At 59.0% G+C, this 25,468-nt stretch carries 25 protein-coding genes and 1 pseudogene; 9 read left to right on the top strand and 17 right to left on the bottom strand.

The genetic code is table 11. The features are described from left to right. Positions 1-6 precede the first annotated feature (6 nt). From AD662_RS15365 to AD662_RS15335, 7 genes are all read right to left on the bottom strand, one after another. Positions 7-714, bottom strand: a complete 708-nt coding sequence (locus AD662_RS15365) for an HPP family protein (RefSeq protein ID WP_053179890.1) — start codon at positions 712-714, stop codon at positions 7-9. Positions 715-890: 176 nt separating this feature from the next. Further along, complete coding sequence (locus AD662_RS15360) at positions 891-2,270, bottom strand: UDP-glucose dehydrogenase family protein (RefSeq protein WP_053188543.1); 1,380 nt, start codon at positions 2,268-2,270, stop codon at positions 891-893. A gap of 93 nt (positions 2,271-2,363) precedes the next feature. Beyond that, positions 2,364-3,137, bottom strand: a complete 774-nt coding sequence (locus AD662_RS15355; protein ID WP_053188540.1) for a metal-dependent hydrolase — start codon at positions 3,135-3,137, stop codon at positions 2,364-2,366. Between the two features lie 4 nt (positions 3,138-3,141). Beyond that, positions 3,142-4,110: a fatty acid desaturase family protein gene (locus AD662_RS15350; protein WP_053188537.1), complete on the bottom strand. Its 969-nt coding sequence runs from the start codon at positions 4,108-4,110 to the stop codon at positions 3,142-3,144. Further along, entirely contained in the window at positions 4,103-5,389 is a 1,287-nt protein-coding gene (locus tag AD662_RS15345) for an MFS transporter (protein ID WP_053188534.1), read from the bottom strand. Before AD662_RS15345 ends, AD662_RS15350 begins: the two co-directional genes overlap by 8 nt. Further along, complete coding sequence (locus AD662_RS15340; RefSeq protein ID WP_018603930.1) at positions 5,380-6,156, bottom strand: hypothetical protein; 777 nt, start codon at positions 6,154-6,156, stop codon at positions 5,380-5,382. Before AD662_RS15340 ends, AD662_RS15345 begins: the two co-directional genes overlap by 10 nt. 198 nt (positions 6,157-6,354) lie before the next feature. Next, a complete protein-coding gene (locus AD662_RS15335) occupies positions 6,355-6,894 on the bottom strand; it encodes a hypothetical protein (RefSeq protein WP_053188641.1) in 540 nt (179 codons plus the stop codon). A gap of 189 nt (positions 6,895-7,083) precedes the next feature. On the opposite strand from AD662_RS15335, the gene AD662_RS15330 reads away from it, so the two are divergent. Beyond that, a complete protein-coding gene (locus tag AD662_RS15330; protein WP_018603934.1) occupies positions 7,084-7,656 on the top strand; it encodes a histidine phosphatase family protein in 573 nt (190 codons plus the stop codon). On the opposite strand, the gene AD662_RS15325 is transcribed toward AD662_RS15330, so the two are convergent. Then, complete coding sequence (locus tag AD662_RS15325) at positions 7,645-8,325, bottom strand: class I SAM-dependent methyltransferase (protein WP_053188531.1); 681 nt, start codon at positions 8,323-8,325, stop codon at positions 7,645-7,647. The genes AD662_RS15330 and AD662_RS15325 overlap by 12 nt on opposite strands. A gap of 63 nt (positions 8,326-8,388) precedes the next feature. Then, positions 8,389-9,018, bottom strand: a complete 630-nt coding sequence (locus tag AD662_RS15320; RefSeq protein ID WP_018603937.1) for a LysE family translocator — start codon at positions 9,016-9,018, stop codon at positions 8,389-8,391. A gap of 405 nt (positions 9,019-9,423) precedes the next feature. Here AD662_RS15320 and AD662_RS15315 point away from each other — a divergent pair, with 405 nt between their 5' ends. The 8 genes from AD662_RS15315 to AD662_RS15280 all read left to right on the top strand — a co-directional run bounded on the left by AD662_RS15315 (position 9,424) and on the right by AD662_RS15280 (position 17,288). Then, the gene (locus AD662_RS15315) at positions 9,424-10,278 is read left to right on the top strand and encodes a MurR/RpiR family transcriptional regulator (protein WP_053188528.1); all 855 of its coding nucleotides are present in this window, start codon (positions 9,424-9,426) and stop codon (positions 10,276-10,278) included. A 38-nt stretch (positions 10,279-10,316) separates the two neighbouring features. Beyond that, complete coding sequence (gene ddpX / locus AD662_RS15310; RefSeq protein WP_053188525.1) at positions 10,317-10,856, top strand: D-alanyl-D-alanine dipeptidase; 540 nt, start codon at positions 10,317-10,319, stop codon at positions 10,854-10,856. Positions 10,857-11,017: 161 nt separating this feature from the next. Beyond that, entirely contained in the window at positions 11,018-12,598 is a 1,581-nt protein-coding gene (locus AD662_RS15305) for an ABC transporter substrate-binding protein (protein WP_053179875.1), read from the top strand. A 76-nt stretch (positions 12,599-12,674) separates the two neighbouring features. Beyond that, positions 12,675-13,691: an ABC transporter permease gene (locus AD662_RS15300; protein ID WP_053179873.1), complete on the top strand. Its 1,017-nt coding sequence runs from the start codon at positions 12,675-12,677 to the stop codon at positions 13,689-13,691. 1 nt (position 13,692) lies between these two features. Beyond that, positions 13,693-14,574, top strand: coding sequence for a D,D-dipeptide ABC transporter permease (gene ddpC / locus AD662_RS15295; protein ID WP_053188522.1), 882 nt, complete (start codon positions 13,693-13,695; stop codon positions 14,572-14,574). 2 nt (positions 14,575-14,576) lie between these two features. Further along, a complete protein-coding gene (locus AD662_RS15290; RefSeq protein WP_027913085.1) occupies positions 14,577-15,566 on the top strand; it encodes an ABC transporter ATP-binding protein in 990 nt (329 codons plus the stop codon). Then, on the top strand, positions 15,566-16,531 hold the full coding sequence (locus AD662_RS15285; protein WP_018603950.1) for an ABC transporter ATP-binding protein: 966 nt from the start codon (positions 15,566-15,568) through the stop codon (positions 16,529-16,531). The genes AD662_RS15290 and AD662_RS15285 overlap by 1 nt, the downstream gene beginning before the upstream one ends. Before the next feature lie 220 nt (positions 16,532-16,751). Beyond that, positions 16,752-17,288: a carboxypeptidase-like regulatory domain-containing protein gene (locus AD662_RS15280; protein ID WP_139213127.1), complete on the top strand. Its 537-nt coding sequence runs from the start codon at positions 16,752-16,754 to the stop codon at positions 17,286-17,288. Here AD662_RS15280 and AD662_RS15275 read toward each other — a convergent pair. From AD662_RS15275 to AD662_RS15250, 8 genes and pseudogenes are all read right to left on the bottom strand, one after another. Then, entirely contained in the window at positions 17,283-19,196 is a 1,914-nt protein-coding gene (locus tag AD662_RS15275) for an HNH endonuclease family protein (protein WP_053188511.1), read from the bottom strand. The two genes, AD662_RS15280 and AD662_RS15275, sit on opposite strands and share 6 nt — an antisense overlap. After that, the gene (locus AD662_RS15270) at positions 19,193-19,873 is read right to left on the bottom strand and encodes a peptidoglycan-binding domain-containing protein (protein ID WP_053188508.1); all 681 of its coding nucleotides are present in this window, start codon (positions 19,871-19,873) and stop codon (positions 19,193-19,195) included. The genes AD662_RS15275 and AD662_RS15270 overlap by 4 nt, the downstream gene beginning before the upstream one ends. A gap of 460 nt (positions 19,874-20,333) precedes the next feature. Then, positions 20,334-21,332, bottom strand: a complete 999-nt coding sequence (locus tag AD662_RS28590; RefSeq protein ID WP_074849694.1) for a hypothetical protein — start codon at positions 21,330-21,332, stop codon at positions 20,334-20,336. Next, entirely contained in the window at positions 21,256-21,534 is a 279-nt protein-coding gene (locus AD662_RS30165) for a helix-turn-helix domain-containing protein (protein ID WP_139213128.1), read from the bottom strand. The genes AD662_RS28590 and AD662_RS30165 overlap by 77 nt, the downstream gene beginning before the upstream one ends. 41 nt (positions 21,535-21,575) lie before the next feature. Further along, positions 21,576-21,812: pseudogene (locus AD662_RS15265) on the bottom strand (transposase domain-containing protein); the annotation flags it as partial. Between the two features lie 228 nt (positions 21,813-22,040). Beyond that, positions 22,041-22,835, bottom strand: coding sequence for an SDR family NAD(P)-dependent oxidoreductase (locus AD662_RS15260; RefSeq protein WP_018603962.1), 795 nt, complete (start codon positions 22,833-22,835; stop codon positions 22,041-22,043). An 82-nt stretch (positions 22,836-22,917) separates the two neighbouring features. Then, positions 22,918-24,387 (bottom strand): efflux transporter outer membrane subunit, encoded by a 1,470-nt coding sequence (locus AD662_RS15255; protein WP_033062515.1) that lies wholly within the window; start codon positions 24,385-24,387, stop codon positions 22,918-22,920. Then, a complete protein-coding gene (locus tag AD662_RS15250) occupies positions 24,384-25,460 on the bottom strand; it encodes an HlyD family secretion protein (RefSeq protein WP_053179849.1) in 1,077 nt (358 codons plus the stop codon). The genes AD662_RS15255 and AD662_RS15250 overlap by 4 nt, the downstream gene beginning before the upstream one ends. Between the last annotated feature and the right edge of the window lie 8 nt (positions 25,461-25,468).

Below are 25,468 nucleotides of genomic sequence, written 5' to 3'. Positions count from 1 at the left end.
ACAGGCTCAACCGCGACCAGAGAGAACCTCCGTGATGCTGCGGCGCTTGGCATTTCGCTCGCTGACGTGGATCAATTGCTCGAGATCTTCCGGTGTGACGTCAAAGAATGCTTCCATTTCCGCCAAGGCCAGTTTCAGATCCTCGGCCGTGATCGCCTGGCGGTCGACGGGAGTGTGGTCGGCCGGTATGACGGCCACCGGTTCGCTGGCACGCTTGGGATACCGCACCCGCGTCAGGTTGTTGTAGGCCAGCGCAAAGGCCAGCAACCCGGAACCGGCCAGCATCGCCGCACCAACGGCTTGCCAGTCCAAGGCAATGATAGACGGGGCGGCCAGCACCAACGTCGCCGCCAGGGCGCCTGCCGGCGGGTGCAGGCAACGCAGCCAGCACATCAATACCAGCGCCATGCCCGCCGCCAGGCAGGCGCTACCCAGGGTGCGGCCCAATACATGGGCCACCAGCAGCGCGACGACCGACGCACACAGGTAACCGCCGACAATCGACCAAGGCTGGGCGAGGGCGCCCGATGACACCGCAAACAACAGCACCGCCGAGGCGCCGAGCGGGCCGATCAGGTGTTGCGCCACCTCGAGGCCAAATACCTGCCCACAAAGCCAGACACTGAACATCGTCCCCAGCGCCATGCCGATGGCGGCTCGGCTCCATTCGGTGGGACGGGTATTGATAGCGGCGGGGAACCAGCGAGAAAGCATTAAGCGAGAATCCAAAAAAAGAACAAAAAAAGGGGCTTACGGGAAAATCCCAGAAAGCCCTTTAAGTGTTCCAACAGTTGGGGGAGGAACGTTGCACAGTGTGCCGTTCATGCCCCTTGCTTACAAATTCATATTAATGCTGCTTGAGTGCATTAATTTTGAGGTAAGGCCACGGCTCATGCGCTTCTCGACGCTGGGAACCACGTTTGCTGGGTAATGGGCAGGTTGCGCGACTGCCCGCGACCCATCGGGAAATAGGTGAAACCCTTGTCCGCCATGCGCTCCGGGTCGAACAGGTTACGTCCGTCGAAGATCACCGGGGCCTTGAGCCTCTGCCGGATCAGCTCGAAATCCGGCGCCTTGAAGGGCTGCCATTCGGTGCAGATGACCAGCGCGTCGGCCCCTGGCAACACCGATTCCGGCGTGCCCATCAGCATGAGTCGGGTCTCGTCGGGGTAGAGCAACTGCGTTTGCTGCATCGCCTCCGGGTCAAACGCACGGACGCTGGCCCCCGCGGCCCACAGCGATTCCAGCAGGGTGCGGCTCGGTGCGTCACGCATGTCGTCAGTGTTGGGCTTGAAGGCCAGCCCCCATAGGGCGAAGGTCTTGCCGCGCAGGTCGCCCTGGTAGAACGCGTTGATCCGCTCGAACAGCTTGTGTTTCTGCCGCCCGTTGATGGCTTCCACCGCTTGCAGCAGGTCGCTGGAACAGTGGGCCTGCTCGGCGGTGTGGATCAGGGCGCGCATGTCCTTGGGGAAGCACGAGCCGCCGTAGCCGCATCCTGGGTAGATGAAGTGGTAGCCGATGCGCGAGTCGGCGCCGATGCCCAAGCGCACGGACTCGATGTCGGCCCCCAGGTGTTCGGCCAGTTCGGCGATCTGGTTGATGAAGCTGATCTTGGTCGCCAGCATGCCGTTGGCGGCGTATTTGGTCAGTTCGGCGCTGCGCAGGTCCATGAACAGGATCCGGTCGTGGTTGCGGTTGAACGGGGCGTACAGGTCGCGCATGGTTTCGCGCACTTCATCGCACTCGCAGCCGATCACGATGCGGTCCGGACGACGGCAATCGGCGACCGCCGAGCCTTCCTTGAGGAATTCGGGGTTGGAGACGATATCGAACTGCAGCAAGCGACTGGCCTTGAGCAGGCATCTGTCGATGTGCGCCCGCAGAACGTCGCCGGTGCCCACCGGCACGGTGGACTTCTCCACCACAATAAGCGGTTGCTCGCGGTAACGCGCGACGGCCTCGCCGACGGCCAGGACCTGGCTCAGATCGGCACTGCCATCGTCCCGGGAAGGCGTGCCCACGGCGATAAACAGCACCTGGCCGTGCTGCACGGCGAGCTGTTCGTCGCAGGTGAAATGCAAACGGCCAGCCTCCAGGCCTTCACGCACCAGCGCGGCCAGGCCAGGCTCGTAAATGCTCACCTGGCCTTGGCGCAGGCTGTCGACCTTGCGCTCGTCGATGTCCATGCACACCACGTCATGGCCCACTTCGGCCAACACGGCGGCTTGCACCAAACCTACGTAGCCACTTCCGAATACACTGATTTTCATGGCGGATTCCCTGGATCGTTCCGAGCGAGCGACATGCACAACCAGCGTTCGCCGCAGTGCGCTCGACTCAGAATAAGTCGGGGATATTGCAGTTCACTGACAGCCTGACGCCGCATTTGTTTTCAGCGGAAGGAAGTAGGCGGCCCATCCCGCTGCCAGCAACACCAGGTTCGCGCTGTCGCGTAGCAGCAGGCGGCTCGTCGCCTGTCGCAGCTGTCTGGCGCTGACCCGGCCGCGGGCAATGTCCAGTCGCGCAAAACCGTGCAGATGTCGCAGGACATCGAAGGTCATCAACGCTGAAGCGGCCAAGAAATAGAAAATTCGCTGCCAATAGGGAACACCCAGCGCCTGGAGGAGGTCGGTGGTGACGTGCTGGTGGGCCACTTCTTCCGTGCAGTGCCATCGCCACAGGCGCGTTTGCGCGGAGGCGCTGGTAGAAAGCAGCCCGCCACTGCGCAAGGCGATCCGCGAGGTGACGGCCGTCACATGCTCGAACGCCGCAGCCAGGGACAGCTGCGCCTTGAGTGACAGTTTGGCGCGCAGGGCATCGAGGTCCTTCTCGATTCCGTGTTCGTATTCCTGGACATTAAATCCCTGCTTTTCCAGTTGCTGGTTGTAGAGGCGGTGGGCTCGCTGGTGGGCGCGTTCCTCGGCCACGAAGCTGCGCGACTGGTCTGCCAGCGTCGAGGTTGGCGGCAACTGCAAAGCGGATGATTCCACCACCGAGATCACGAACTGTTCTCCGGCGGGAAGCAACACCGAAAAGGCATCGAACAGGTAGGTCCTGATCGGTGTGTCGTTCCAGAAGGGGGCGAAAGTGTCGTCTTCGCCATGTCGGTCGGTGACCTGTTGCTGGGGAATATTCATTGGCTCAGTCCTTCATGCGTGAATGCGCTGTGCCGGTGGCGGCTATCTCGCGGATCAGTCCGGTACAGTAGCCATGAGTGATCTGGGCTTTTTGGACATACGCCTTGTCTTTCATGAGCGCGGCGTGCACCTGCTGCAGGCGAAAGCCTGGTATGGCGGGGTAAAGGTGATGTTCGGCATGAAAACCGACTCCGTGGGGCGCGATCAAGAGGCGTTCCCACCCAGGGGCAATGACGGTTCGAGACGCGCCGTGACCGGGCTGAGGCATTGCGAAATGCTCTGCCACGTCGCGCCAATACAGCAGCGCCATCAGCACCGTGAACATCGGTATAAGCCAGTACACCAACGCCGCCAGCCAAAGGTGAAACCCGGTGAGCACCACCGCAAGCAACACGGCGAAAATCCATTGCCGGTACTGAGTGGCGGGTGGGCACTGCGAGGCCATTTTTGATGTCACCAAGGCGGTTTTGAACTCGTGGATGCTGTACAGCCCGATGCAGTGTTTCAACAGCAGGACGAGCATGTCGAAGGCCGATTTGGGGAACCTGAATCGATCCTGCCCGGTGCATGACACCCAGTTGGGGTCATGGTCAGTGGCGGTATGTCGGTGGTGGGCGGCGTGGTCGCGCCGAAAACCAAACAGGGTAATGGTGAAGGGCAGTGCCGTCAGGAAGTCGCCCAATGTGTCGTTGAGCACAGGACGAGTCCGGCTGAACTGCCGGTGAGAGAACTCATGCATCAGGATCAGCAAGGCATGCTGCCTGGTGGCGATAAACACAATGGCCAGCAGCGAGGCGAAAATGGTCTGGGTCTGGATGGCCAGAGTTGCCGCCCCCAGGATGAGCACCCACTCCAGAATCGTGCTGGCAAGCAAGCGCAAGGGGGCAGGGCGCCCCCACTCCAGTAATTGGGCGCGCGTGACGGCACGCTCGTGCTGCCCGTGGGATTGCCCAGGTTCAACTGGATTAAACATCCGACAGCCTCCTCAGGCTCGATCCAAAGTAAGTCATCAATACGGCTGCCAGGAGCAGCGCGCCGGTTGCAAGAAAGACGGCCTGGATGGAGACGAATTGCAGAACCCAGCCCGCAATCGCCGCCGAGACCGGCGCAAGACCGAAAAACACCAGCATGAACAGGCTCATGCCGCGCCCAAGCAGCCTGGGCGGTAATGAGCGCTGCAACCAGGTAAACGCCATGACCTGGACGAAGCCGCCGCAAAGCCCGATGGCAAACAACAAGGCCACCCCCTGCCAAAGGGCGTAGACCCAGCCCAATGGCATTAGCAGCAAGGCGATGGCGGCGTCGACGGCGAGCAACGTGATGCCCAGATTGACCATCCGCAGTTTCGGCCGGGCGGTAAACATCAGCATGCCCACCAGCGTGCCGGCCCCCTGCGCCCCGAACAGCCATCCCAGCGCGGGCGCCTCGGGCGTGAAGCGCTCATGGGTCAGCAGCGGCAAGGCGACCTGCACCGGCCCGCTCATGAGTAATGTCATGGCGGCCATGTAGGTCAGGTAGGTGCGCAGACGTCGATCCTGAAAGAAATAACGCAGGCCTTCTGCCGTTGTCGTGCCGGCGCTGGTTTCGGAACCCGTGGCGCGGCGGACAGGCAAGGCACGCAGGCCGAACGCGGACAAGGCGAAAGTGAGCGCATCGAGGACGAATGCGATGACATAGCCATCCAGCGTCGCGTTGGCCGCCGGCCGTGGGCCAAAGGGCCAGAACGCGCTGGCGATGACACCCCCGGCGGCCACCGGGCCGACTGCAATGGTCACTTGTCTGAGCGCCAGGAGAATGCCGTTGGCCCGCTCCAGGTCGCGCGCGTTCACGATGCCAGGCACCAGTGCGCTGCCGGCCGGCAGTGTGAGTGCGCTGCACAACCCCAGCAGCGCCGCCGCCCCATAGATCACCGATAAGGTGGCCTGACCGTGATAGACCGCCCAGGCGAGACCGCACAACGCCAGTGCACTGCCGTAGCAGCCGAACGACCAGATCGAGCGGGCACCGAAGCGGTCAACCAGCGAGCCGCCCGTCAACAGGAACAGGGCACGGGGCAGGGCGAGTGCGGCAAACGCCCAGCCGAGTGCCATCGGGTCTGGCGATATCACCATGATGAGCAAGGGGAAGGCGACCAGGGTGAACTGATCACCCAACATCGAGGCCACGGCACAAGCCAGCAGGCGTCGGAAGTTTTTGTCGCGAGCCAGCGTCGGCGCCGGGTTCTCTAGCGCAAGGGAGGTGTTCACAGGCATAGGAAGAACAGTTTTTTCATGCGCTGCAACCAGGGCAGCGGGACTCTCTTCCATATGAACGAAAGCCCGGACAGTGGCACTTTACCCAGGATCAACACGCCCACATCCAGCGACGGCTCATGGGGGAAATAGTTGTCTCTGATGGCGACAATCTTGCGAAAGCCTTTTTTGAAGTAGTAGCGCAGTTGCGGGTCCAGCGGCAGGCCCTGGCGCTTGCTTCGCACGTACTGGGCGACGCTGATATCAGGGTTCTTCGACAGCCAGCCGCGCAGGCCCGGAACGGGAGAGCCCAGGTAGACGTCTGACCAGCCGTGTTTCAGCGCGTAGGGCCAGAAGAACTCGAAAATGGCGTTCGCAGCTTTTGGATCGACACTGCTCAGGCTGATGCCAAACAGCGTGCCGGTTCTGGCGGATTCATCGCCGTGCTGTTTCCTGGCGCAGTCGGCCCAGGTTGGGCACTGGCGCATCAGCTCGTGTCGGGTCGGTTTCATGAACAACGATGCCAGCGCGGTACCGGTACGCGTGCAAAACGCACCGACGCTCAGGGCAGGAAATTCGGCGATGCGGGAGGCCAGCGTGGACACATCGGCACGCTGATCGTCTGTCCATTTTTTTTGTTCGAGTTCAAGCAGTGAGGGGATATCGGCAGGCGATAGAAACCGAACGTTGATTTCACTGTCGTGGACCACGTCATGGCCCTGCACGTCATGCCCCTGTTGCCAGAGGTTCGAGTCTTCGCAAGTGCGGTTTTTCAGAAGTTTTTGCATCGCGTGGGCGGCTCACCGATTGAAGTGGAATGGATCAATCGGCGCCCACGTTATGGCACAGGTGTGAAAGTCTGATGACGAAATGAATTCGCGGCTTAACTCAAATCGAGCCGGTACCCGGCCGGCAACGGTGCGACGAACTCACCCACCACTTCCCGGGTCAGGCTGGCTTCACTTTCTTCACTTTCTTCACTTTCTTCACTGCCCGGTATTGGCCAAGTAGCGGGCTACTTCTTGCAACTCGCCCAAATCCGGCGCGTTATCGATTGCCGCTTCAGGCCGGCACCATGGGTACTCCAGCCTCGATGCCCAGGTCATGATCATCGGCAGATCGGTCGCTGGCAGGGTTTTCATGTGTTCGATGGTGATGGTCAGTCGCTCGACCAGTTTCGATGCTGGATCGAACTGCCAGTCATACAAGCCACAACCGACGCGTGCCTCGCCGCTGTTCTTGTCGGACATCGCCACCAGCCATTTGCACTGGAACGCCTCGGCGTTTGCCGGTGGTGGGGCGGCCAGGCAGAACGTGTAGACATTTTCGAAGGTCTGGCCAAAGCGACTGACCAGCACGTCGCCAATGGCGGCTCGGCCTTCGACGTGGTCGGGAAACGCGATGGAACCAGTGCGCACGACCATGTCCAGAATAGCGCTCGGTGTAAAGGCCTGGTCCAGCAGGTGTGGGCGGTTGCCGTCCTTGGCACGGATGTACTGTTGAATCGAGAGCTGAGCGGTGTTCATCGTGTATCCCTTCAAGTTGAAAACAGCCTCGGTCGAGGCTTGCAAATCACTGTTCCATCACTCCGTCACCAGCATGCAGCCCGGGGTGGGGTTGCATGCACAGCGATCGGCACTCGATCAATGGCGTCGTTGCCTGTATACAGGTGTGCTTCGAAAGGGATTTACCGGGAAAACAAAGGAGCTGTTGCTGTGATTTACCTGATACGCCACGCTACGCCGCTGATCGATTACAAGCCCTGTAATGCGCGTTCGGCCAAGACCCTGCTGGATGAATACAACCAGACCTCATCCATCGATGAGGCTGAGATTACAGCATTCCTGAGCCAACCGGACGTGTCCCAAGGGCTTTTGGCGAGCGAAGCCAACATCATTTCCTCGCCCGTCAACAGAGCCTACGCGACGGCATGCCGGTTATTCGACGTAGCGCGTATTCAAAAAGATGCTCGGTTACGCGAATACGACCTGCGGTTAAGCAGCATTCCCGTCTTGAAAATGGGCGTGAGGCATTGGTTCGCGTTGCACAGGATTCTGTGGTTGTTGGGGATTTCACTGGGCGCCGCCAGCAGAAAAGCCGAACACCAGCGGGCGCTCGGTGTGGCCGATGAGCTTTACAACAGCTGCGGCGAACCGGGGAAGATCACGATCGTTGTCTCCCACGGCATGTTTCTCAGGACTGTCAGGAAAACCCTGCAAAAGCGCGGCATGCAGGCGCGCAGGGTTTATCGCTCGGGGTGTTTTACCGTCGAGTCGCTAACGCCGTGACGGGGATTGCTCGGCCACCAATAGCAACGATTGCGGCACCGGGCTTTGTGGGTGCTGCGGTTCCTGCAGGCCGACCAGTCGAAAACCGGCCATGTCCAAGGCATTGAGCCAACTGGACAACGTGCGGAAATACCATGGCATGGGTTGCCATTGGCCTTTGAACCCCTCGAAGGTTTCTTCTCGCCAACCGTCCTGATAATCGCCCGCCGCCACGGTCCATGGGTGCAGCGTCTGAACCACCAGCGCGCCGCCTGGACCGAGCAGGGCGTTCATTGCAGCGAGCAACGGAATGATGTCCTGGTGCAACAGGGCAAAGTTGGCGCAGATCAGGTCGTAGTCGGTGCCGACGTCCACCTTCGCCTCCACCAGCGCTTCATAGCTGGCCAGGTGCACCGGCGAGGAACCGGCTGCGCGGGCCGCATCGACCAGCGTCGCGTCGCCATCCACACCGACCGCCTCGATGCCCCGTTCAGCCAGCGCCCGTAACAACCAGCCTTCACCGCAGCCCAGATCCAGCACACGCTCAGGCTGGCGGCTCTGAACCGCCAGCAGCATGGCCTGGTCCGTGACCGTCAGCCGGCTTTCGATGGCGCCGGTGCGGATGGCTTCGATCCAGGGTTGGGCGTTGTGGTGCCAGCTTTGGAGGAGGGTGGTTTCCGAGGACGACATTGATCCAGCTCCGCTATGGATTGGCTAAGCATAGGCCAATCGCCGGCGCAGGGAAGCCAGTGGTCAAAGCGGGCGGTCAAGAAACAACAGGCGCGCCGCCAGCGCTGTCATGACCCCGGCAAAACCATACGTACCCAGGCGCCTTGAAATCCCGCCGCTTGCCAGTTTCGCCCTGAGCAGGGCGGCGCAAACACCTAGCAGGGTATGGAAGACGAGAGCAATCAGTGCCAGCAATGCTCCGAGGAAGATCAACTGCAGAGTCACGCCGCCGGCCTTGACGTTGACGAACTGGGGCAGGAATACCATGAAGAACAGCAGCGCCTTGGGATTCAGGAGGCTGTTGAGGGCACCTCGGCAGAAGATTTTCCACAGCGAAGCCGCCTGGAGCTGGCTATCCTGAGTCGCTGCCGGCGTTCTCAGTGCTTGCCAGGCAAGCCACAGCAAATAGCCGGCCCCGGCCAGACGTAGCAGATCGAACGCCGGCGCCCAGCTCATCACCAGCGCACCAATGCCCGCGCTGACCATCATCGTCATCAGCCCGTCCGAAAAGGAAATGCCGAGGGCGGCAGCAATGCCGGCACGCCAGCCGTGGGCCAACGCATGGCTGGTGACAAAGGCCATGTTGGGCCCCGGGACGATCAGCAGAAGCACGACAGCAACCACGAACAGGTAGAGATTGGCGGTATCCGGCATGGGAATCGCTCCGAGGGATGAGCCACGACAGTAAGCGAATGGCGAGGAGGGGGGCAGTTACAGTCCGGGCTTATCTGATAGCAACAGTCGTTTCTTGCGATGAGTCATCATCGCTATTGTTTGAGTATCACAAACAGTGTTATCGGAGCTCTCTGGTTTATCCCAACAATTCTGGACATTAAGGTGCTTGCATCAACAACGGCGGAGGGATCTCTGTACCGAGGCTGATTTGCCCGAGCCAAACGAAGCGGCGATGGAGCTCACGTAGGTGCTCCCGTCTGATCCTCGCAGGACGTCTGCTGAAAATAGTCATTGTATTGCTTCGAAAGCGAATGTTATTGTTGTAACACAGCTTAAATTAATGACACTACAATAACATTTCGCGTTCGAGAGCTCTGAAAATCCATGGAAAAGAACAGCTTCCTGCAGTTGCTGGAGCGAGAGTTCTCCAACCTGACCCCGACAGGCAAGCGGATCGCCAGTTATCTGTTGGGTAACCCAGAACAGCTTCCGTTCGAGTCGGCCGATAGCATCGCGCAGCAGACCTCCACCACCGGGATTTCCGTAGGGCGCTTTTTTCGATCCCTTGGTTACCAGAACATCGATGAAATCAAACAGAGCCTGCGCGTTGAAACACCAGCGTCGTGGCTAATCACTGATCGCATCGGCGCCTTTCGTGCCGAAAGCAATCAGCAAGATACTCTTGATCGTTCCCTGAGTCGGGAGATCGAGGCCATTCGGTATGTCTACGGTCTGGCGCGCAGTGACGCGTTCGCCGATATCGTGCAACGCATCTACGAAGCCGATGCAGTGTTCATTCTCGGCATTCAGTCCACTCGAGGGATTCTCACAGCGTTCCATAGCCACCTTGAGTACATCCGGCCCAAGGTCTACTACGTCGATGGTCTGTCCGGCATTTACGCAGAAACCCTGAATTCCGGCTTCGCCAATCCCTACGCAATCATTGCGGATTTCCGTGCTTATTCCAGCGTGACTCAGACTTTCTGCGACGCGGCCATAGACAACAACCTTCCATTGGCCCTGATCACCGACCTGCAATGCCCTTGGGCCAGAGACTACCCAATCGACCTCTTGCAACTGAAAACCGATGTCGGGCAGTTCTGGGATTCACCTGCGCCATTGGCCTGCCTGTTGAATCTCATCGTGTCGGCCGTCGCTGAGAAATACGGGGATCGGCTCGATGAGCGCTTGGCCAAGAACCGTCAATTGCAAAAAGCTTTCGGTCAGTTCGAAGGCTGATCCTCATCGTCCCACCGAATCCCAACTGGAGTATTGGCGTGAACAACAGCCCCCTTGTAGAGATCGATGCCCAGCGCTACCAGGTGCAAATCGATTTGATCTACGCCGGTGCAGACAACCTGGCTGGAAGAGTGATTTATCCAAATGCGCGTTGCCTGTTACATCGCCAGGCGGCCGACTGCTTGTACAAGGCCAGTCAGCTCGCGCGTCAGGCCGGCTTTACCCTTCGCATCTATGACGCCTATCGGCCGCCTTACGCTCAGTACCTGTTGTGGGACGCGCTGCCAAACAACGACTACGTGCGTGACCCACATTTGGGCTCCCATCACAGCCGTGGCGTGGCGGTGGATCTGACGCTGGTCGGTACTGATGGCGAGCCGCTGAATATGGGGACTGAATTCGACGCAATGGAGGAGAAATCCCACCAGTTCTATCTCGACTTGCCAGTAGACGTGCAACGCAATCGACTGCTGCTGGTGGGGGTCATGCTCGCCGCCGGCTTCCAGGCGATTGCCACCGAGTGGTGGCATTACGAACTTCCGAATGCCGACGATTACCCCTTGCTGGAGGATGTTTAAACCACTGATTCACCAACAGATAGCACCGCGCAGCCCACGCTCAGTGCGGCTGATAACAATAACAAGACAGCGTTACTTACGTTTCACCTGCAACTGCCCGGTTATAGCTTTTATAAAAAACCTGACGTACTTCCCTCTATCGAATGATCAAGGAAACCGGCATGAACCCAATGAACACCGTGACCAGCAAACCCTTTCCCGGCGCCGGCAAGCTATTGCTGAGTATTTTGTGCAGTGCATTGAGCCTTGGTGCCTGGCAGGCCGCGACAGCGGCTGTACCACAAGACACCCTGGTCATCGGCAAACCCGCCGATCCCCAGACCCTCGACCCGGCCGTGACCTTCGATAACAACGACTGGACCATTACCTACCCGTCGTACCAGCGCCTGGTCGGCTACAAGGTCGAAGGCGACAAAAGCAGCACCGAAGTCCAGGGTGACCTGGCCGAGAGCTGGACCGTTTCTCCGGACAATCTGGTCTGGGAATTCAAAATCAAACCTGGCAACAAATTTGACGACGGCGCCCCTGTAGATGCCGCCGCGGTGAAGTTTTCCTTTGATCGCTTGATGACCCTCAAGCAGGGACCTTCCGGTGCATTTCCGGAGGACATGGTGGTCGCGGTTGTCGACCCGCAGACCATCCGGTTCACCCTGAAGACACCTTTCTCGCCGTTCCTGTTTACCCTGGCCCACAATGGCGCTTCGATCATCAACCCCGCTGTGGTCAATAAAAGCGCGGACGTCAATGCCTGGCTGTCGAGCCATACCGCAGGCTCCGGTCCCTTCCGCTTGAGCAACTGGCAAAAAGGCCAGTCGTTGACCATGGAGCCCAACACCTACTTCGCCGGTCCCAAACCTGCGCTGAAAACCGTGGTCATCAAGATCATCGGTGAGCCCTCCGTGCGTCGCCTGCAATTGGAGCGGGGTGACCTGGACATCATCGAAGACATGCCCGAAGACCAGCTCGGCGTTCTTGCCAGCAAGCCCGGCGTGGCGGTGAAGGAGTTCCCGTCGCTACGGGTCACCTATCTCTACCTGAACAACAAAAAGGGCCCACTGACCAGCGTCGATGCACGTCGCGCGATCACCGAAGCGGTGGACTACAACGGCATCGTCAAAGGCATTCTCAGGGACAAGGCCAAGCTCCTGAATGGGCCAATCCCGGACGGCATGTGGGCGTATGACAGCTCGTTGCCGCCGATGAAGCAGGACATGGCCGCGGCCAAGGACAGCCTCGCCAAAACACCGCAGAAAATCACCAACCTCAGCTACATGTATTCGGACAAGGACCCTAACTGGGAACCGATCGGCCTGACTCTGCAAGCTGCATTGGCGCCACTGGGTATCAACCTCAAGCTGGAAAAGCTCGCCAACGCCACGCTGCGTGAGCGCGTCGGCCAGGCGGACTACGACATTGCCGTCGGTGCCTGGAGCCCGGACTTTGCCGACCCGTACATGTTCATGAACTTCTGGTTCGACTCCAAGATGCAGGGCCTGCAGGGCAACCGCTCGTTCTATAGCAACCCGCAAGTCGACACGTTGATTCGAGAAGCCGCCGCTGATAGCGACACCGCGAAGCGCGTCGAGCTGTACCAGACCGCGCAGAAAATGGTGCTCAAGGACAGCGTCTACGCCTACCTCTACCAGAAGAGCTACACCTTGCCGATGCGTGATTCGGTCAAGGGTTACGTGTTCAACCCCATGCTCGAGCAGGTGTTCAACTTGGGCAGCATGAGCAAATAAACCGGCTCCCTCGCGCTGGCCATTGATGGCTGGCGCGGCTTCTGACTTTCGTCGTGGGTGTTACTGAGGTGCCAAAATGGCCTTCCTGACTTTGTTGCGCAAGCGCCTGCTCGGCCTGTTGCTGGTCGTGTTCGGCGTTTCGCTGATTACCTTTGCAATTTCGCACCTGATCCCGGGTGATCCTGCTCGATTGATCGCTGGCGACCGCGCCAGTGATGCGTTGGTGGCCGGCATACGTCATCAACTGGGATTGGATCTGCCGCTGTATCAACAATACGGTCGTTATCTGATGGACCTGGTGCAGGGAGACCTGGGAACGTCGATACGCACCAGCCGTCCCGTTCTGGAAGACTTGCAGACGTTCTTCCCGGCGACACTGGAGTTGGCGCTGGTAGCGCTGGTACTTGCGATCCTGGCTGGCGTGCCGCTTGGCGTGCTATCAGCGGTTTATCACAATCGGGCGATTGACCAGATCGCCCGCACGCTTGCAGTCACCGGTATTTCAACGCCGGCCTTTTGGCTCGGCCTGGGCGCCATCGTTCTGTTCTACGGGCATCTGGGCTGGTTGCCGGGAGGAGGGCGGCTGTCCGAAGGGCTTGTTCCGCCGCCGACAATCAGCGGTTTTTATCTGCTCGACTCGCTGCTCGCCGGTGAGGGCAGGCTGTTTCTCGATGCCGTGGAGCATCTGATTCTGCCGGCGGCAACCCTGGGGTTCGTGACCTTGGGCGTCGTCGCACGGCAGATTCGTTCAGCCATGCTTGATCAACTCGGCGAAGACTATATCCGCACCGCCCGCGCCTACGGCTTGTCCCGATGGACTGTGATCCTGCGCCATGCACTGCCTAACGCGCTCATCCCTTCAGTGACTGTCCTGGGGCTGACCCTCGGAGATTTGCTGTACGGCGCGGTGCTGACCGAAACGGTCTTCGCCTGGCCCGGCATGGGCGCCTATGTCGTCAAGTCGATCCAGTCGCTGGACTTCCCGGCGGTGATGGGTTTCGCCATTCTGGTTTCGTTCATCTATGTGCTGCTGAACATGGCCATCGATATTGTGTATCGCGTGATCGACCCGCGCATCGGCGAGGTAAGTTGAAATGTCCGCTACCCTGATGGCCACGCGCCGCCCGCGCTGGAACGAAAAGCTCGCCTATCTGACCTACCGCGTCCGCCGCAGTCCGCTGACCATGGCGGGCCTGGCGATCACTTGTATCGTCTTGCTGTGCATGATCTTCGCCCCTTGGCTCGCCAGTCACGATCCCAACGCGCTGAACTTGGCCGAACGCCTGGCGCCGCCGTCCAGCACCCATTGGTTCGGCACCGACGAAGTCGGCCGCGACCTGTTCAGCCGCGTGCTGTTCGGTAGCCAGCAGTCAGTGGGTGTCGGTCTGTTCGTGGCTTTTGCATCCTGTTTTATCGGCGGGTTGCTGGGGTGCTTTTCCGGGGTCATCGGTGGTCGTTTCGACGCATTGATCATGCGCCTGATGGACATCATGCTGTCGGTGCCATCGCTGGTGCTGATCATGGCCTTGGCGGCTGCGTTGGGCGCGAGCCTGTTCAACGCGATGCTGGCAATTACGCTGGTACGAATTCCTTCCTATGTCCGGCTAGCCCGCGGCCAAGCCTTGAGCATCCGCGAGATGGGTTATGTCAAGGCCGCCCAAACCTTCGGGGCAGGGCGCTGGCACGTGGTGCATTGGCACGTGGCACGCAACGCAATGCCGCCATTGCTGGTGCAGTTGAGCCTGGATATCGGCAGCGCGATCCTCATGGCCTCGGCCTTGGGTTTTATCGGCCTGGGGGCGCAGCAGCCTACGGCCGAGTGGGGCGCGATGGTCGCCACCGGGCGCAACTACATCCTCGATAACTGGTGGTATTCGACCTTTCCAGGCCTGGCGATTCTGATCACGGCCACCGGGTTCAACTTGCTGGGCGATGGCGTACGCGATCTGCTCGACCCACGGCAACAGGGGAAGTGACCATGCAGACGTCGAGTCCAGTATTGTCCATCGACAACCTGAGCCTGGAATTCCCGGCTTACAAAAACAACGTCAAAGCCCTGAACGGCGTGTCGCTGCACGTCAATCCCGGGGAAATCGTCGGCGTCGTCGGCGAGTCCGGATCGGGCAAGTCGGTCACGGCCATGCTCAGCATGCGATTGTTGCCCGAGCGCAGCTATCGCATCACCGCCGGCAGCCTGAGCATGCTCGGTCGCGACATGCTGGCAGCGCCTGAAAAAGAGTTACTGACGATTCGTGGACGCGATGCCGCGATGATTTTCCAGGAACCGATGACAGCCTTGAATCCGACCCGGCGCATCGGTAGGCAAATGCTCGATGTGATCATCCATCACCAGAAAATCAGCGCCGCCCAAGCCCGCCTCAAGGCGATCGCACTGTTGCGCGACATGCACATCGCCAGTCCGGAACAGGTATTGGAGAGCTATCCTTTCGAGCTGTCTGGCGGCATGCGCCAGCGGGTGATGATCGCGCTGGCGTTCTCCTGCGAACCTCAATTGCTGATCGCCGACGAGCCGACAACGGCCCTCGACGTGACCGTGCAACGCCAGGTGCTGTTGCTGTTGCGAGAAAAAGCCAGGCAGCGGGGCACGGCCATCTTGCTCATCACCCATGACATGGCATTGGTTTCGCAGTTCTGCGACCGGGTCTACGTCATGTACACAGGGGCAGTGGTCGAGGAGGGCCGCACGGCCGATGTCATGGGAAATCCGCAACATCCCTATACGCAAGGTTTGCTCAGTGGCCTGCCGGAAATGGTCGAGCCGGGCCAGCCGCTGCTGACCATTCCCGGTCAAGTGCCGAACCTGGCCTCTTTGCCCGTGGGCTGTACTTTTCAGGAGCGGTGTACATACGCCATGCCGGTTTGTAGCAAACGCCCGAATCTCAACACTATCAACGGTAATGACCAACGTAAAAGCGCGTGCTGGTTACCGGTCAAGGAGCTTTCGTGATGAACAGTGCCGTCCTTCAACCCATCACCCAAGCTCCCACGATTCTTCAACTTGACGATGTTCATGTTCGTTTCCCCGTGAGCAATGACTGGTTGGGGCGACCGCGTGGATATGCCCACGCCTTGAACGGGATTGATCTTCAGGTGCGGGCAGGCGAGACCCTGGGTATTGTCGGCGAGTCAGGTTGCGGCAAGAGCACCTTGGCCCAGCTGTTGATGGGCCTGGTGCCGCCGAGCAGCGGGGAGCTGAACTGGGTCAATCGCAGCGGCGAAGGCCGCAGCAACGTCCAGATTGTTTTCCAGGATCCACAGTCGTCCCTTGATCCGCGCCTGCCTATCTGGAGAATCATCACCGAACCGTTATACGCCCGAGGTCATGTCAGCCATGCGCAGATGCGCGATGTGGCCGCCAGGGTCGCGGCCCAAGTCGGCATCCGCCCGGAGTACCTGGACCGCTTCGCGCACCAGTTTTCCGGGGGGCAGCGTCAGCGCATTGCCATCGCCCGAGCCCTTTCGTCAGACCCGGATATCATTGTCCTGGACGAGCCCACGTCAGCGCTGGACATCTCGGTTCAGGCGCAGATTCTCAACCTGCTGGCAGAGCTGCAAAGTGCCCGCAATCTGACTTACATCCTGATTTCTCACAACGTATCAGTGGTGCGTCATATGGCTAATCGGGTGGCGGTGATGTACCTGGGGCAAATCGTTGAACTGGGCAGCGCGGCTCAAGTGCTCGATCAGCCACGTCACCCCTATACCCGGTTGTTGCTCGAGGCGGTACCACGACTGGGCGTGCCACTGCACGACGAGCAAGTCGCGGCGCCTACCGAATTACCAGGGAACCGCCAACTACCGAGTGGCTGCTTCTTCCGCGAACGGTGCAATCTATGCACCGTTGGCTGCGAGAAGCCTCAGGCCTTGCTGGGGGATGAGCAGCAGTGTGTGCGATGTCATTTACAGGATTGAGTCACTGGCTTCGCAGTGTTCGCACCGGACTTATCAGTGGCCTGTAGCAGGGGCTCCATGATAATCATCTACACTGCCCCTTCATCCTCCTGCCCGGGACTGGCGGCCTATGCGGATATGTTTTTTTGATGGCGCCGATCGCATCGAGTTGGCGCCTCGATCCAGCCTTGCTGACGGTCCGTCCATGCAGCAAGGGGGGAGCGGGGCAAGCAGGATCGAATTGCGTGAAGCGTGGCAGGCCGACAGCTTTATTCACCGACATTTTGCCGGGGCCGACCAGATACACCGTTTGCGCGCGCTGTTATCTGCCCAGGAGTCTCTGGTCCATCTGCTGGACGATCAGGAAGTTCGCCGCCAGGTAGCCAGCAAACTATGGAGCGGGGAGCTGTGTGCTTACGTTTATCCATACCAGCGGCCGATGCCCGTTCGCCTACCGGCCTCGGTCGCTGTAGAAGAGGGTGTTGCGCCGGTGTCCGCCGCAGCCCGCAAGCGTCTGCCGGTAAAAGCCTCATCCGAATCCGCCAGTCGACCTGAGCCGGTGGTGGTGCTGACATTCGTGGAGATCGAGTTAGTGGATATGCAGGGGCAACCCGTTGCAGGGGAGTCCTATGTCATTGCCCTGCCAAACGGGACCCAGTACAGCGGTGTGCTTGATGAGCTCGGACGGGCGAGGGTGGATGGCCTTGATCCGGGCGACTGTCAGGTGACGTTTCCGGAATTGGATCGGCGTGCGGTGGAGCGCTGGAAGGGCTCATGAATTGGACTTGAGACGGATATGCTGCCACGCGGCGTCCAGATTTGGGGGCATGCCGGCGCGCTTGCGCAGCCCGGTGGCCTTGGGCGTGATCCAGGGTTTCGGTGGAGTTGGCAGCGGAAATGGCAACACTGTTTCGGGGGTATTGCCCATTTTCAGCGTGTCGATGGCCTCGGCAACTTCCGTCAGTGTGACGCGCATGCTGCTGGTGCTGTTGCTCATATCTTCGTTTGCGCAGGCCTGGCACCGACGGTCGAGCTCAGCGGTAAGCAGTTCACCATCCTGACCGATCTTGACCACTTCGCTGCACCAGGGCGCTGTCTGATTCAGGTTTCGATTCTGGGTGAACGCTTGTGTCGCTTGGTTGAGGCTGGCGACGATATGGTTGCAATGGGCAGTGAGGTCTTCTGCGAGATCCGGCCCGTATTCCGTCAGGTTTTGGTTCATCGTGTCTATCGCGCTGCTCCATGTATCCTTGTCGCACTCATAGGTTTCCAGGGCATTCCAGACATCAAGGACATCGCGCTCGTGGCTCAGAAAAGCAGCGACAAAAACCGGGTCGTAACGGGAAAAGCCCTTTTGGTCCTTGTAAAATTGGGCGTGCAGAGCCATGACCTGTGCCAGGCGGTAACGGCAGACGTATTCAATGTGCGTTTGCTCAAAGCCGGCATCCCATAATGGGGCATACGCATCAAGGGTGTTGCGCAACGCTTTCAGCGCCTCCATGTCCGCCTGGTAGGTAGCCAGGATGACCTCATGCAGACCGAGCTGGGGAAGTTCGTGGACGCTGCGGGTGGCCGGGGCATTGCCGCTTTGTGCGGCCTGCAGCTGGGTGATGTGCTCGCGTGACTGCATCACGTGCCTTGCCAGCTCCAGGCTCCAGCAGGCAAAGGCATCCATTGCCAAGGCCGAAAACGGCGCCTGGGGCGTCGTCGAGTAATACAAAAACTCGATGGCCGAGCGGGTTTGATCCTCCGACACTGGGTAAGCGGCGTGGTACTTCACCTGGTAGCGCAATGTCGGCACCGTCAGGGTCTTGAACCACTCGTCTCCACGCTGCCATTTCAGGAACTCGATCGTCAGGTCGAGGCTGCGGGTCATCTCCAGGAACACGCCGCGTAGCATCGCCAGGTGCCGCATGCGGGCGAACACAAGCTCCTTGCGGTTCAGGCCGAGGACCAGAATGTTCTTGCCACCCCTGTCGCTCGTGGGCTGCATTTGTTGGTTAAGGTCGTCGAGAGGGGCGGGAACGGCTTCTCCTGTCTCTGAATCGAAGCTGATGTGTTCGCGCGGATTCTCGGTGACAGGATTGATCAATACCGGTTTTTCGACGTTGCTCGGGTTGTTCCACGCGTCGTGTTGCGGTGGGACCAAGCGACCCCATTCGCCAATGGCTTGCCAGAACTCGTCCTCCGTGTCGAAGTCTTCCAGGCTCGGTGGCGGATCCGTCAGGTTGTCCGGTATCACGTCGAAGTAGTTCTTCTTGTAGGTCTCGTTGCACTCCTTGCATGACCACAAGTGGTTGCTCCAGTCGTAAACGTATTGAAAATAGCCGAGGTTATCGAGTGCCTGGGCGCCCACGGGGACGAAACCGTCGTGGCGTTTTTTCGGCCGAAAATGCTCGACATCCCCGCCTGCGGTACTCATGAAGCGCGCCTCGCAAAAGGCACATTTGCCATGTTGGTCTACCTTCAGCAGCGCCTTGGCGTGAGGCGGCTTGTACTGATCGTCGTCGATGACGATCTTCACCGCGCCTTTCGGGACACTTTTTGTTTTGGCGGTGTTGGTGCCTTTGGTACAGAGGACCACCACGGCGCCAGCCTGGACAGCCTGCTGGATGCCTTTTTGCATCTCCGCATGCGAGCGCTGCAGCGCGGGAGGGGCCGTTGGCGTTTTGTGAACCCGGATCATAGGGAGGCCTCTCCGTGGTAGCCGTGGAGCGTCGCGCGTACGGCATCGCTCAGTAACTCATCGTCGTCGGGCAACCCGGCCTGCATCTTGAACGCACCGATGGCCACCTGGGTCGCGTCATTCATCTGACCATCGCATTCGCCGTTGAAGTAGCCGAGGCCACGCAAGCGTTGTTGCACACCCTTGAGGGTGCTGATCGGGTCGAGCGCGCGAAGCCTCAATTGGTAGTCGCGCAAGAAGCCGTCAAAGGTTACGCGTACGGTGATGTCATCGGCGGTTGGCTCAAGCGGCCAGACGATATCGCCGTTCGCTTCGGCCGTGCCACGCCCCAGCAGCGTGTCGCCACGCAATACTTCGAAGTGGCGCGCCAGGCCTTGGCCGGCGAGTGCATAAGGACGAAACCTGAGCATGGCCGGCGTGTTCAGCACGCGGAAAGTGTGCCTTCGCCCGGTGGCGTTCTGTTCGAAGGTCGCTGTCGTACGCGGGGGCACGAACAATAAATCACCCGTCGCAAGCGCCGTTCCGTCCGGGTGTTGATGGCGCAGATCGGCATTGCGTGGGTGATCCCAGAGTGTCGAGCGCGCATGTCCGTAGGCGTAGGCCACGCTGTCGACGCTTTCGGTGGCTCCCAGTGCCAGGACGATGCCGTCACCGCCAGGGTCCGATCTGGCATTCATACTGTTCGTTCCTTCCTTGTTTGTCGCACGGTGGCTGCGCGTAGGAAATCGCGCCGATTCAGCAGGCGATTTAAACCTTAGTACGTTGTGTGGGTTTTGGGAGCGTTGAAGAATATCGGCGACTTCACAGTACGGTATTCAGAGGATGGGACTGGCTTCAAATTCAGCCATCAACGGGGGCCGTGGGAATATCTGTTAGTACACATAATGTATATTATGTTAAACGAGATGTTTACGTGTCACCACAATGCTTTAAGTAATTTCGCGTCCGAGGGCTGCACGTATGCCGGAGGTTTGGTCATCAGACACCTCTATCTGGCGAGCCCTCTCGCCTCATACTCAGCAAATTTCAGCCCTCCAGCATTCATTCCCTGAGTGCATGTCTTTTTGGCTGAAATTTTAGAAGTCCGCTTCTGGCCGACGTCGCGGGTTCAAATAGGTGCTCGGTCATACAGGCCCCTCACGCCCTACGCCTCGGAACGGTCTGTTGAAAATGGTGAACACCAGCCTGAGAAGGTGAACCGTTAGAACGCAATATGGTAAAGCGCCCCTGAGTATGCTCTGTACCAACCAGATATGCCGGAGCTTTGACTATATCGGGAAACAGCACCCATCCCGTAACACCAGCATCAGCCACAGACACAATTCTTGTTGGGGTTTCGATCACTGCTGGATGGGGCATATCGCTGAAAAAATGAGTTTCACAGCACATATGAGACTGGTATTCAGGCCCGTATATGGTTGCCGTATGTACGTTAGCCCCCACTGTTTTCTCAATAGTAGAGGCAAACTTAATAGTGGCCACCATTGCATCTCTTACGTCCGATACATATTGTTCATAAGCACTGATATCAGGAAGCCCTTGTCTTTCGTGGATTGCTTTCCACTCGGTGTCAAAAAAAGCTTCGGTTTCAGGGCGGCAACCAGAACCAACCATGTCGATACCGCAATTTCCCTTTATTCCAGGGCGTTCTTTGAAACCGACAGGATTAGAGAGTTTCAAAGAACTACGACTCCGGCTAACTTCAATCAGCACCCGCTTCCACTTATCGCGTTTGCGCTTCCATCCGGCAATCACAATCGTCAACCCTGAGCTCAACAATTCGCCTTGAGAAATTCTAGTCAACTTCTCCTTGATCCGTTTTATGACTCCATCAAAGTGAAGCTGCTTTTGCTCACCTAAGCCGCCCAGTTGCATAGCCCAAGGATCAGACCCGTCCGTTGGGATTCTTATACGAGTATCGAGCTGCTCTGCGATCCACTCATCTGTTGGCTTACCCCGCATAAATGCAGCGCCACAATAGCTAATCGTTAAAATGCCATCACTGGCTTCATAAATCAGATTCTTATTTGACTTATCATCAAATTGTTGAGTCTTACCATCAGCCTGAGTCGTTAAAAGACGATCCCCAGCTTGGATAACAAACAGTGGTGATGCAACTGTAATTATCAGCGTCATGCTTACTTCCTATGTCCCTACGGAACCAGTGTGATGCGTCTTGGTCGATCCATGTATGTGCCACTAACTCCTGAGTCTTCGGCGAATGCCCCAACCAACGTCTAAAAGCACAGCGCAGGCTAGCACTATTACTGAACCCAAGCCCCTCGACAATGTTCTCGATGCTGAGCTCCCCTTCCCTCAGCAAATCCTTCGCTTTCATGAGCCTAGCGCGGCCTTTGTTGGTAAGCGTACGGACGCAGGTCAGCACGGCATCCACTGATGCGGCTGCAACAGTTCGATCTCACTGGCCTTCTGCGTCGGCAACCGCGTCAGTACATCCTTGAGGTATGCGTACGGATCATGCCCGTTCATGCGTGCCGACTGGTTCAGGATCATGGTCGCCGCCCGTTTACCACTGCGCAGTGATCCAGCGAAGAGCCAGTTAGAACGCCCAAGCGCCCACGGCCTGATCGTATTTGTATTTTCGACTGCGTTATTCAGGCCCCGCTTCCCTTGAGACCTCCGGGCCTCACAATTGAGGCTGTTAGGAGGTGCCATGAGCAACCAGCTCGGGGACAAACCACACTGCTCGATTCTGAGCCTGCCAGGTTCTACCCAATTCCAACCAGATCCCAAAGCATGGTTTTTGAAAACCAGCATCCATCAGCCTCTGGTCACCGCCCATGCCCTCTTGCCTCCAGCGACCTTCAACGGTCACCCTCTGCATCAGGCGATGGAGCGAACCACGCCACCATCGACACGCATCGCCGCACCGGTGGTTGCGCTGGCTTGAAGCGACGCCAGATAGACCACCAGATTCGCCACTTCTTCGGTCGTCGCCAAACGCTTGATCAGCGAGCTTGCGCGATGTTGCGCGATGAAGCTCTTCTCCAGCTGCTCAGACGGCACGCCTTGTTCTTCGGCCATCTGCGCGAAGAAACCGCCGACACCTTCAGAACGCGTTGGCCCCGGCAGTACCGCGTTGACCGTCACACCGGTGCCGGCCAGCGTTTCCGCCAGACCACGAGAGATTGCCAGCAGCGCGGTCTTGGTGGTGCCGTAATGGACCATTTCAGCCGGAATCTGCAACGCCGATTCACTGGACAGGAACAACACCCGACCCCAGCCACGTTCAGCCATGGCCGGCGCATAGTGACGTGACAGACGCACTGCGCTCATCACGTTGACGTCGAAAAAACGCTGCCAGTCGGCATCGGTAATATCAAAGAAACCCTTGGGTTCGAAGATCCCCAGGTTGTTCACCAGGATGTCGGCATTCAAGACTTTGGAGAACAGTTCCTGCGCGCCTTCCACTGTTCCCAGATCGGCTGCAAGACCGATCAGCCGAGCCCCCGGCAGTCGCCTCAGGATGTGCTCGATAGCCTTGCCCACCCTCTCCTCGCTGCGCCCGTTGATGACCACTTCAGCACCCGCCTCGGCCAGACCGAAAGCAATAGCCAGACCAATACCGGCCGTGGAACCACTGACGATCGCGCGCTTTCCATGCAACGATATGTTCATGCTTACTTTCTCCGATGGATGATGTAACGACACAAAAGGCGGACTCAAGGTCCGCCGTAATTGATTCGAAAAGCCTGGCGCCTCAATCAGTGGTACCGGCATCAGCCGTTGCCAGCGGATAAATCGACTGCCAGCCGCCACCTAGTGATTTATATAGCCCAACCATGGCCAACGAGACCGTGGTCGAGCTTTCCACCAGTTGTTCCTGATTCGCCAACAAGGCGCTCTGAACCGTCAGCACGTTGAGAAAATCCACCGCCCCTTCGACGTACTGGCTTTGCGCAGTTTCCAGCGCAATCCGGTTCTGCCGCACCGCTTCGGCCAGTCGGTCACGTCGCAGTTGGCTGGCGTTGTACACGCTCAGCACATCATCAATTTCATGCCAGGCCCGCAGAACCACCTGTTGGTAATCGAGCGCCGCTTCCTGTTGCTGCGCCTCGCGCAACTTGACCATCCCACGCAAACGTCCACCCTCGAAAATCGGCAAGCTCAACTGTGGGCCGATAGCAAATTGGCGCGAGCCCCAGGATCCGAAATCCGATAGCTGCATCGACTGGAAACCAACGTTGCCGGACAGACGAATGCGCGGATAGAAATCACCCTTGGCCACTCCGATCCCAGCCGTCGCGGCATGCAGACGGGCTTCGGCCTGACGAACATCCGGGCGCCGCTCGGCTAGCTCCGACGGCAAGCCAATTGCGAAGTGTTGTGGGGTTTGCGGTACTTGCGCCGGTTGTTCCAGTTCGGCCTGCAAGGCTCTTGGTGGCTCGGCCAACAGCAGGCTCAAAGCATTGATCAACTGTGCCTGACGCTGTTCGAGCGACGGTAAGCGAGCTTCGACGGCGGCGACCTGCGCAGCGGCTTCAGCCACATCCAGATTGGTCGCGATGCCATCCGCCAAACGCATCTGCGACAGCTTTAGGCTGTGCCGGGAAACATCAAGGTTCTCGCGAGTGACCGCTAGAGTGCTCTGCACGCCGCGCAGCTGAATGTAATCGCGAGCGGTCTCGGCAAGAATCGACAGCAGGACCATGCGCCGGTCGTTCTCAGCCACCTCGACCGATGCATCGGCCGCTTCCACTTCGCGCTGGACCCGACCCCACAAGTCTAGCTCCCAGGCAGCGGTGAAATCGCCCTCCCAAAGATTGAAGGCAGACTTGACGCCCTTGTCCGAAGGATCGCTCAGACCCTTGCTGCTATTGCGTGCCCGCTCATAGCCGATACCGGCATCAAGGCTCGGATATTGATCGGCGGCGATGGTCTGCCGCGCCGCTCGACTCTGCTGCAGACGAGCACTGGCGATTTTTATATCGAGGCTGCTGGTGACAACACGGCGAACCAGGGCAGACAACTGCGTGTCGTGAAAGAGGTCCCACCAGCGTTCTTCCACCGGCCAAGGCTCTGGGCGACTGGCGGCAGCCTGGCCTTGCAGCACGGACCACTTTGCGTTGCCTGGCCCCTGAGGCTTCTGAAAGTCCGGACCAACGCTGCAAGCCGAGAGCATCAACACGCTCGACAACAATAATGGCTGAACAGGGAAAGTCCGACTCATCGAAGGGTGACCTCTTTACGTGCGTCGTTGCCCTGCGGGTCCTGCGTCTCGATACTGGCTTCCACCGACATGCCCACACGCAGGCGGTTCGCCAACGGTTGATCGGCATCCAGCGCAATCTTCACCGGTATCCGCTGCACGACTTTGGTGAAGTTGCCCGTCGCATTGTCCGGTCTGACCGAAGCAAAGGTCACCCCGGTCGCCGGCGCAATACTATCGACCCGACCGGTGAGGCTCTCGCCACTGAAGGTGTCGACGCGGATCTTCACGGGCTGTCCTGGCTGCACATGCGTCAACTGGGTTTCCTGGAAGTTGCCAACCACATAGGCCCGATCCAGAGGAACAATCGCCATGATCTTCGCGCCGGGATTGACATAGGCCCCGACACGCGCGGCACGTTCACCGACTACACCATCTATCGGTGCCACAAGACGAGTGTAAGACAGATCAAAACGGGCCCGCTCCAAAGATGCCAACGCATGTTTATGGCCTCCGTCGGCACTGTCGAGCTGGGCCTTGAGGATATCCACCTGCTTGCGCGAAGCGGCCAAGGCCGCGGTCGAGTTGGCCAGGCGGGCGCTGGCTTGATCTACCCGGCTGCGGGCCTGCTGAGCATTTTGCACGGTGCCGGCGCCCTGGCCTGCGAGATGGTTGTAGCGCGTCAGTTCGTGCTCCGCGAATGCTTGCTCAGCTTTGTCGGCAGCCACCATGGCCTGCGCCTGAGCGATCAATGATGACTGGCGTTCCAGCGTGGCTTGCGCGTTTTGAAACTGCGCCTGCGAAACCAGTGACTGTGCCTCGGCCGCCTGGAGCGCCGCCTGATAGTCACGATCATCGATTACCGCCAGCAATTGACCGGCCTTCACCGGCTGGTTGTCCTCCACCAGCACCTGACTAATAAAGCCCGAAACCTTCGGCGCCACCAACGTGTAGTCCGCCGTGATAAACGCATCGTTAGTGGTTTGCAGCGAGCCGGAACCAAACAGGCGCGGCGCTGCCAGGTAGATGACCCCGCCAAGAGCAACCAAGGCAACCGTGTACAAAGCAATTTTCTGGTTTTTACTCGTAGTCATAACGACTT

The sequence above is a fragment of the Pseudomonas kilonensis genome, assembly GCF_001269885.1.
Classification (GTDB): Bacteria; Pseudomonadota; Gammaproteobacteria; order Pseudomonadales; family Pseudomonadaceae; genus Aquipseudomonas; species Aquipseudomonas kilonensis.
Note: the sequence above shows the minus strand (reverse complement) of the source record. Positions and strands in the feature narration are given on the sequence as shown.

What these genes read in the sequence shown, in the direction of transcription:
- AD662_RS15365 (WP_053179890.1), bottom strand. Translation starts at nt 714, where the DNA reads ATGCTTTCTCGCTGGTTCCCCGCCGCTATCAATACCCGTCCCACCGAA.
- AD662_RS15360 (WP_053188543.1), bottom strand. Translation starts at nt 2,270, where the DNA reads ATGAAAATCAGTGTATTCGGAAGTGGCTACGTAGGTTTGGTGCAAGCC.
- AD662_RS15355 (WP_053188540.1), bottom strand. Translation starts at nt 3,137, where the DNA reads ATGAATATTCCCCAGCAACAGGTCACCGACCGACATGGCGAAGACGAC.
- AD662_RS15350 (WP_053188537.1), bottom strand. Translation starts at nt 4,110, where the DNA reads ATGTTTAATCCAGTTGAACCTGGGCAATCCCACGGGCAGCACGAGCGT.
- AD662_RS15345 (WP_053188534.1), bottom strand. Translation starts at nt 5,389, where the DNA reads ATGCCTGTGAACACCTCCCTTGCGCTAGAGAACCCGGCGCCGACGCTG.
- AD662_RS15340 (WP_018603930.1), bottom strand. Translation starts at nt 6,156, where the DNA reads ATGCAAAAACTTCTGAAAAACCGCACTTGCGAAGACTCGAACCTCTGG.
- AD662_RS15335 (WP_053188641.1), bottom strand. Translation starts at nt 6,894, where the DNA reads ATGAACACCGCTCAGCTCTCGATTCAACAGTACATCCGTGCCAAGGAC.
- AD662_RS15325 (WP_053188531.1), bottom strand. Translation starts at nt 8,325, where the DNA reads ATGTCGTCCTCGGAAACCACCCTCCTCCAAAGCTGGCACCACAACGCC.
- AD662_RS15320 (WP_018603937.1), bottom strand. Translation starts at nt 9,018, where the DNA reads ATGCCGGATACCGCCAATCTCTACCTGTTCGTGGTTGCTGTCGTGCTT.
- AD662_RS15315 (WP_053188528.1), top strand. Translation starts at nt 9,424, where the DNA reads ATGGAAAAGAACAGCTTCCTGCAGTTGCTGGAGCGAGAGTTCTCCAAC.
- AD662_RS15305 (WP_053179875.1), top strand. Translation starts at nt 11,018, where the DNA reads ATGAACCCAATGAACACCGTGACCAGCAAACCCTTTCCCGGCGCCGGC.
- AD662_RS15300 (WP_053179873.1), top strand. Translation starts at nt 12,675, where the DNA reads ATGGCCTTCCTGACTTTGTTGCGCAAGCGCCTGCTCGGCCTGTTGCTG.
- ddpC (WP_053188522.1), top strand. Translation starts at nt 13,693, where the DNA reads ATGTCCGCTACCCTGATGGCCACGCGCCGCCCGCGCTGGAACGAAAAG.
- AD662_RS15290 (WP_027913085.1), top strand. Translation starts at nt 14,577, where the DNA reads ATGCAGACGTCGAGTCCAGTATTGTCCATCGACAACCTGAGCCTGGAA.
- AD662_RS15285 (WP_018603950.1), top strand. Translation starts at nt 15,566, where the DNA reads ATGAACAGTGCCGTCCTTCAACCCATCACCCAAGCTCCCACGATTCTT.
- AD662_RS15275 (WP_053188511.1), bottom strand. Translation starts at nt 19,196, where the DNA reads ATGATCCGGGTTCACAAAACGCCAACGGCCCCTCCCGCGCTGCAGCGC.
- AD662_RS15270 (WP_053188508.1), bottom strand. Translation starts at nt 19,873, where the DNA reads ATGAATGCCAGATCGGACCCTGGCGGTGACGGCATCGTCCTGGCACTG.
- AD662_RS28590 (WP_074849694.1), bottom strand. Translation starts at nt 21,332, where the DNA reads ATGACGCTGATAATTACAGTTGCATCACCACTGTTTGTTATCCAAGCT.
- AD662_RS30165 (WP_139213128.1), bottom strand. Translation starts at nt 21,534, where the DNA reads ATGAAAGCGAAGGATTTGCTGAGGGAAGGGGAGCTCAGCATCGAGAAC.
- AD662_RS15260 (WP_018603962.1), bottom strand. Translation starts at nt 22,835, where the DNA reads ATGAACATATCGTTGCATGGAAAGCGCGCGATCGTCAGTGGTTCCACG.
- AD662_RS15255 (WP_033062515.1), bottom strand. Translation starts at nt 24,387, where the DNA reads ATGAGTCGGACTTTCCCTGTTCAGCCATTATTGTTGTCGAGCGTGTTG.
- AD662_RS15250 (WP_053179849.1), bottom strand. Translation starts at nt 25,460, where the DNA reads ATGACTACGAGTAAAAACCAGAAAATTGCTTTGTACACGGTTGCCTTG.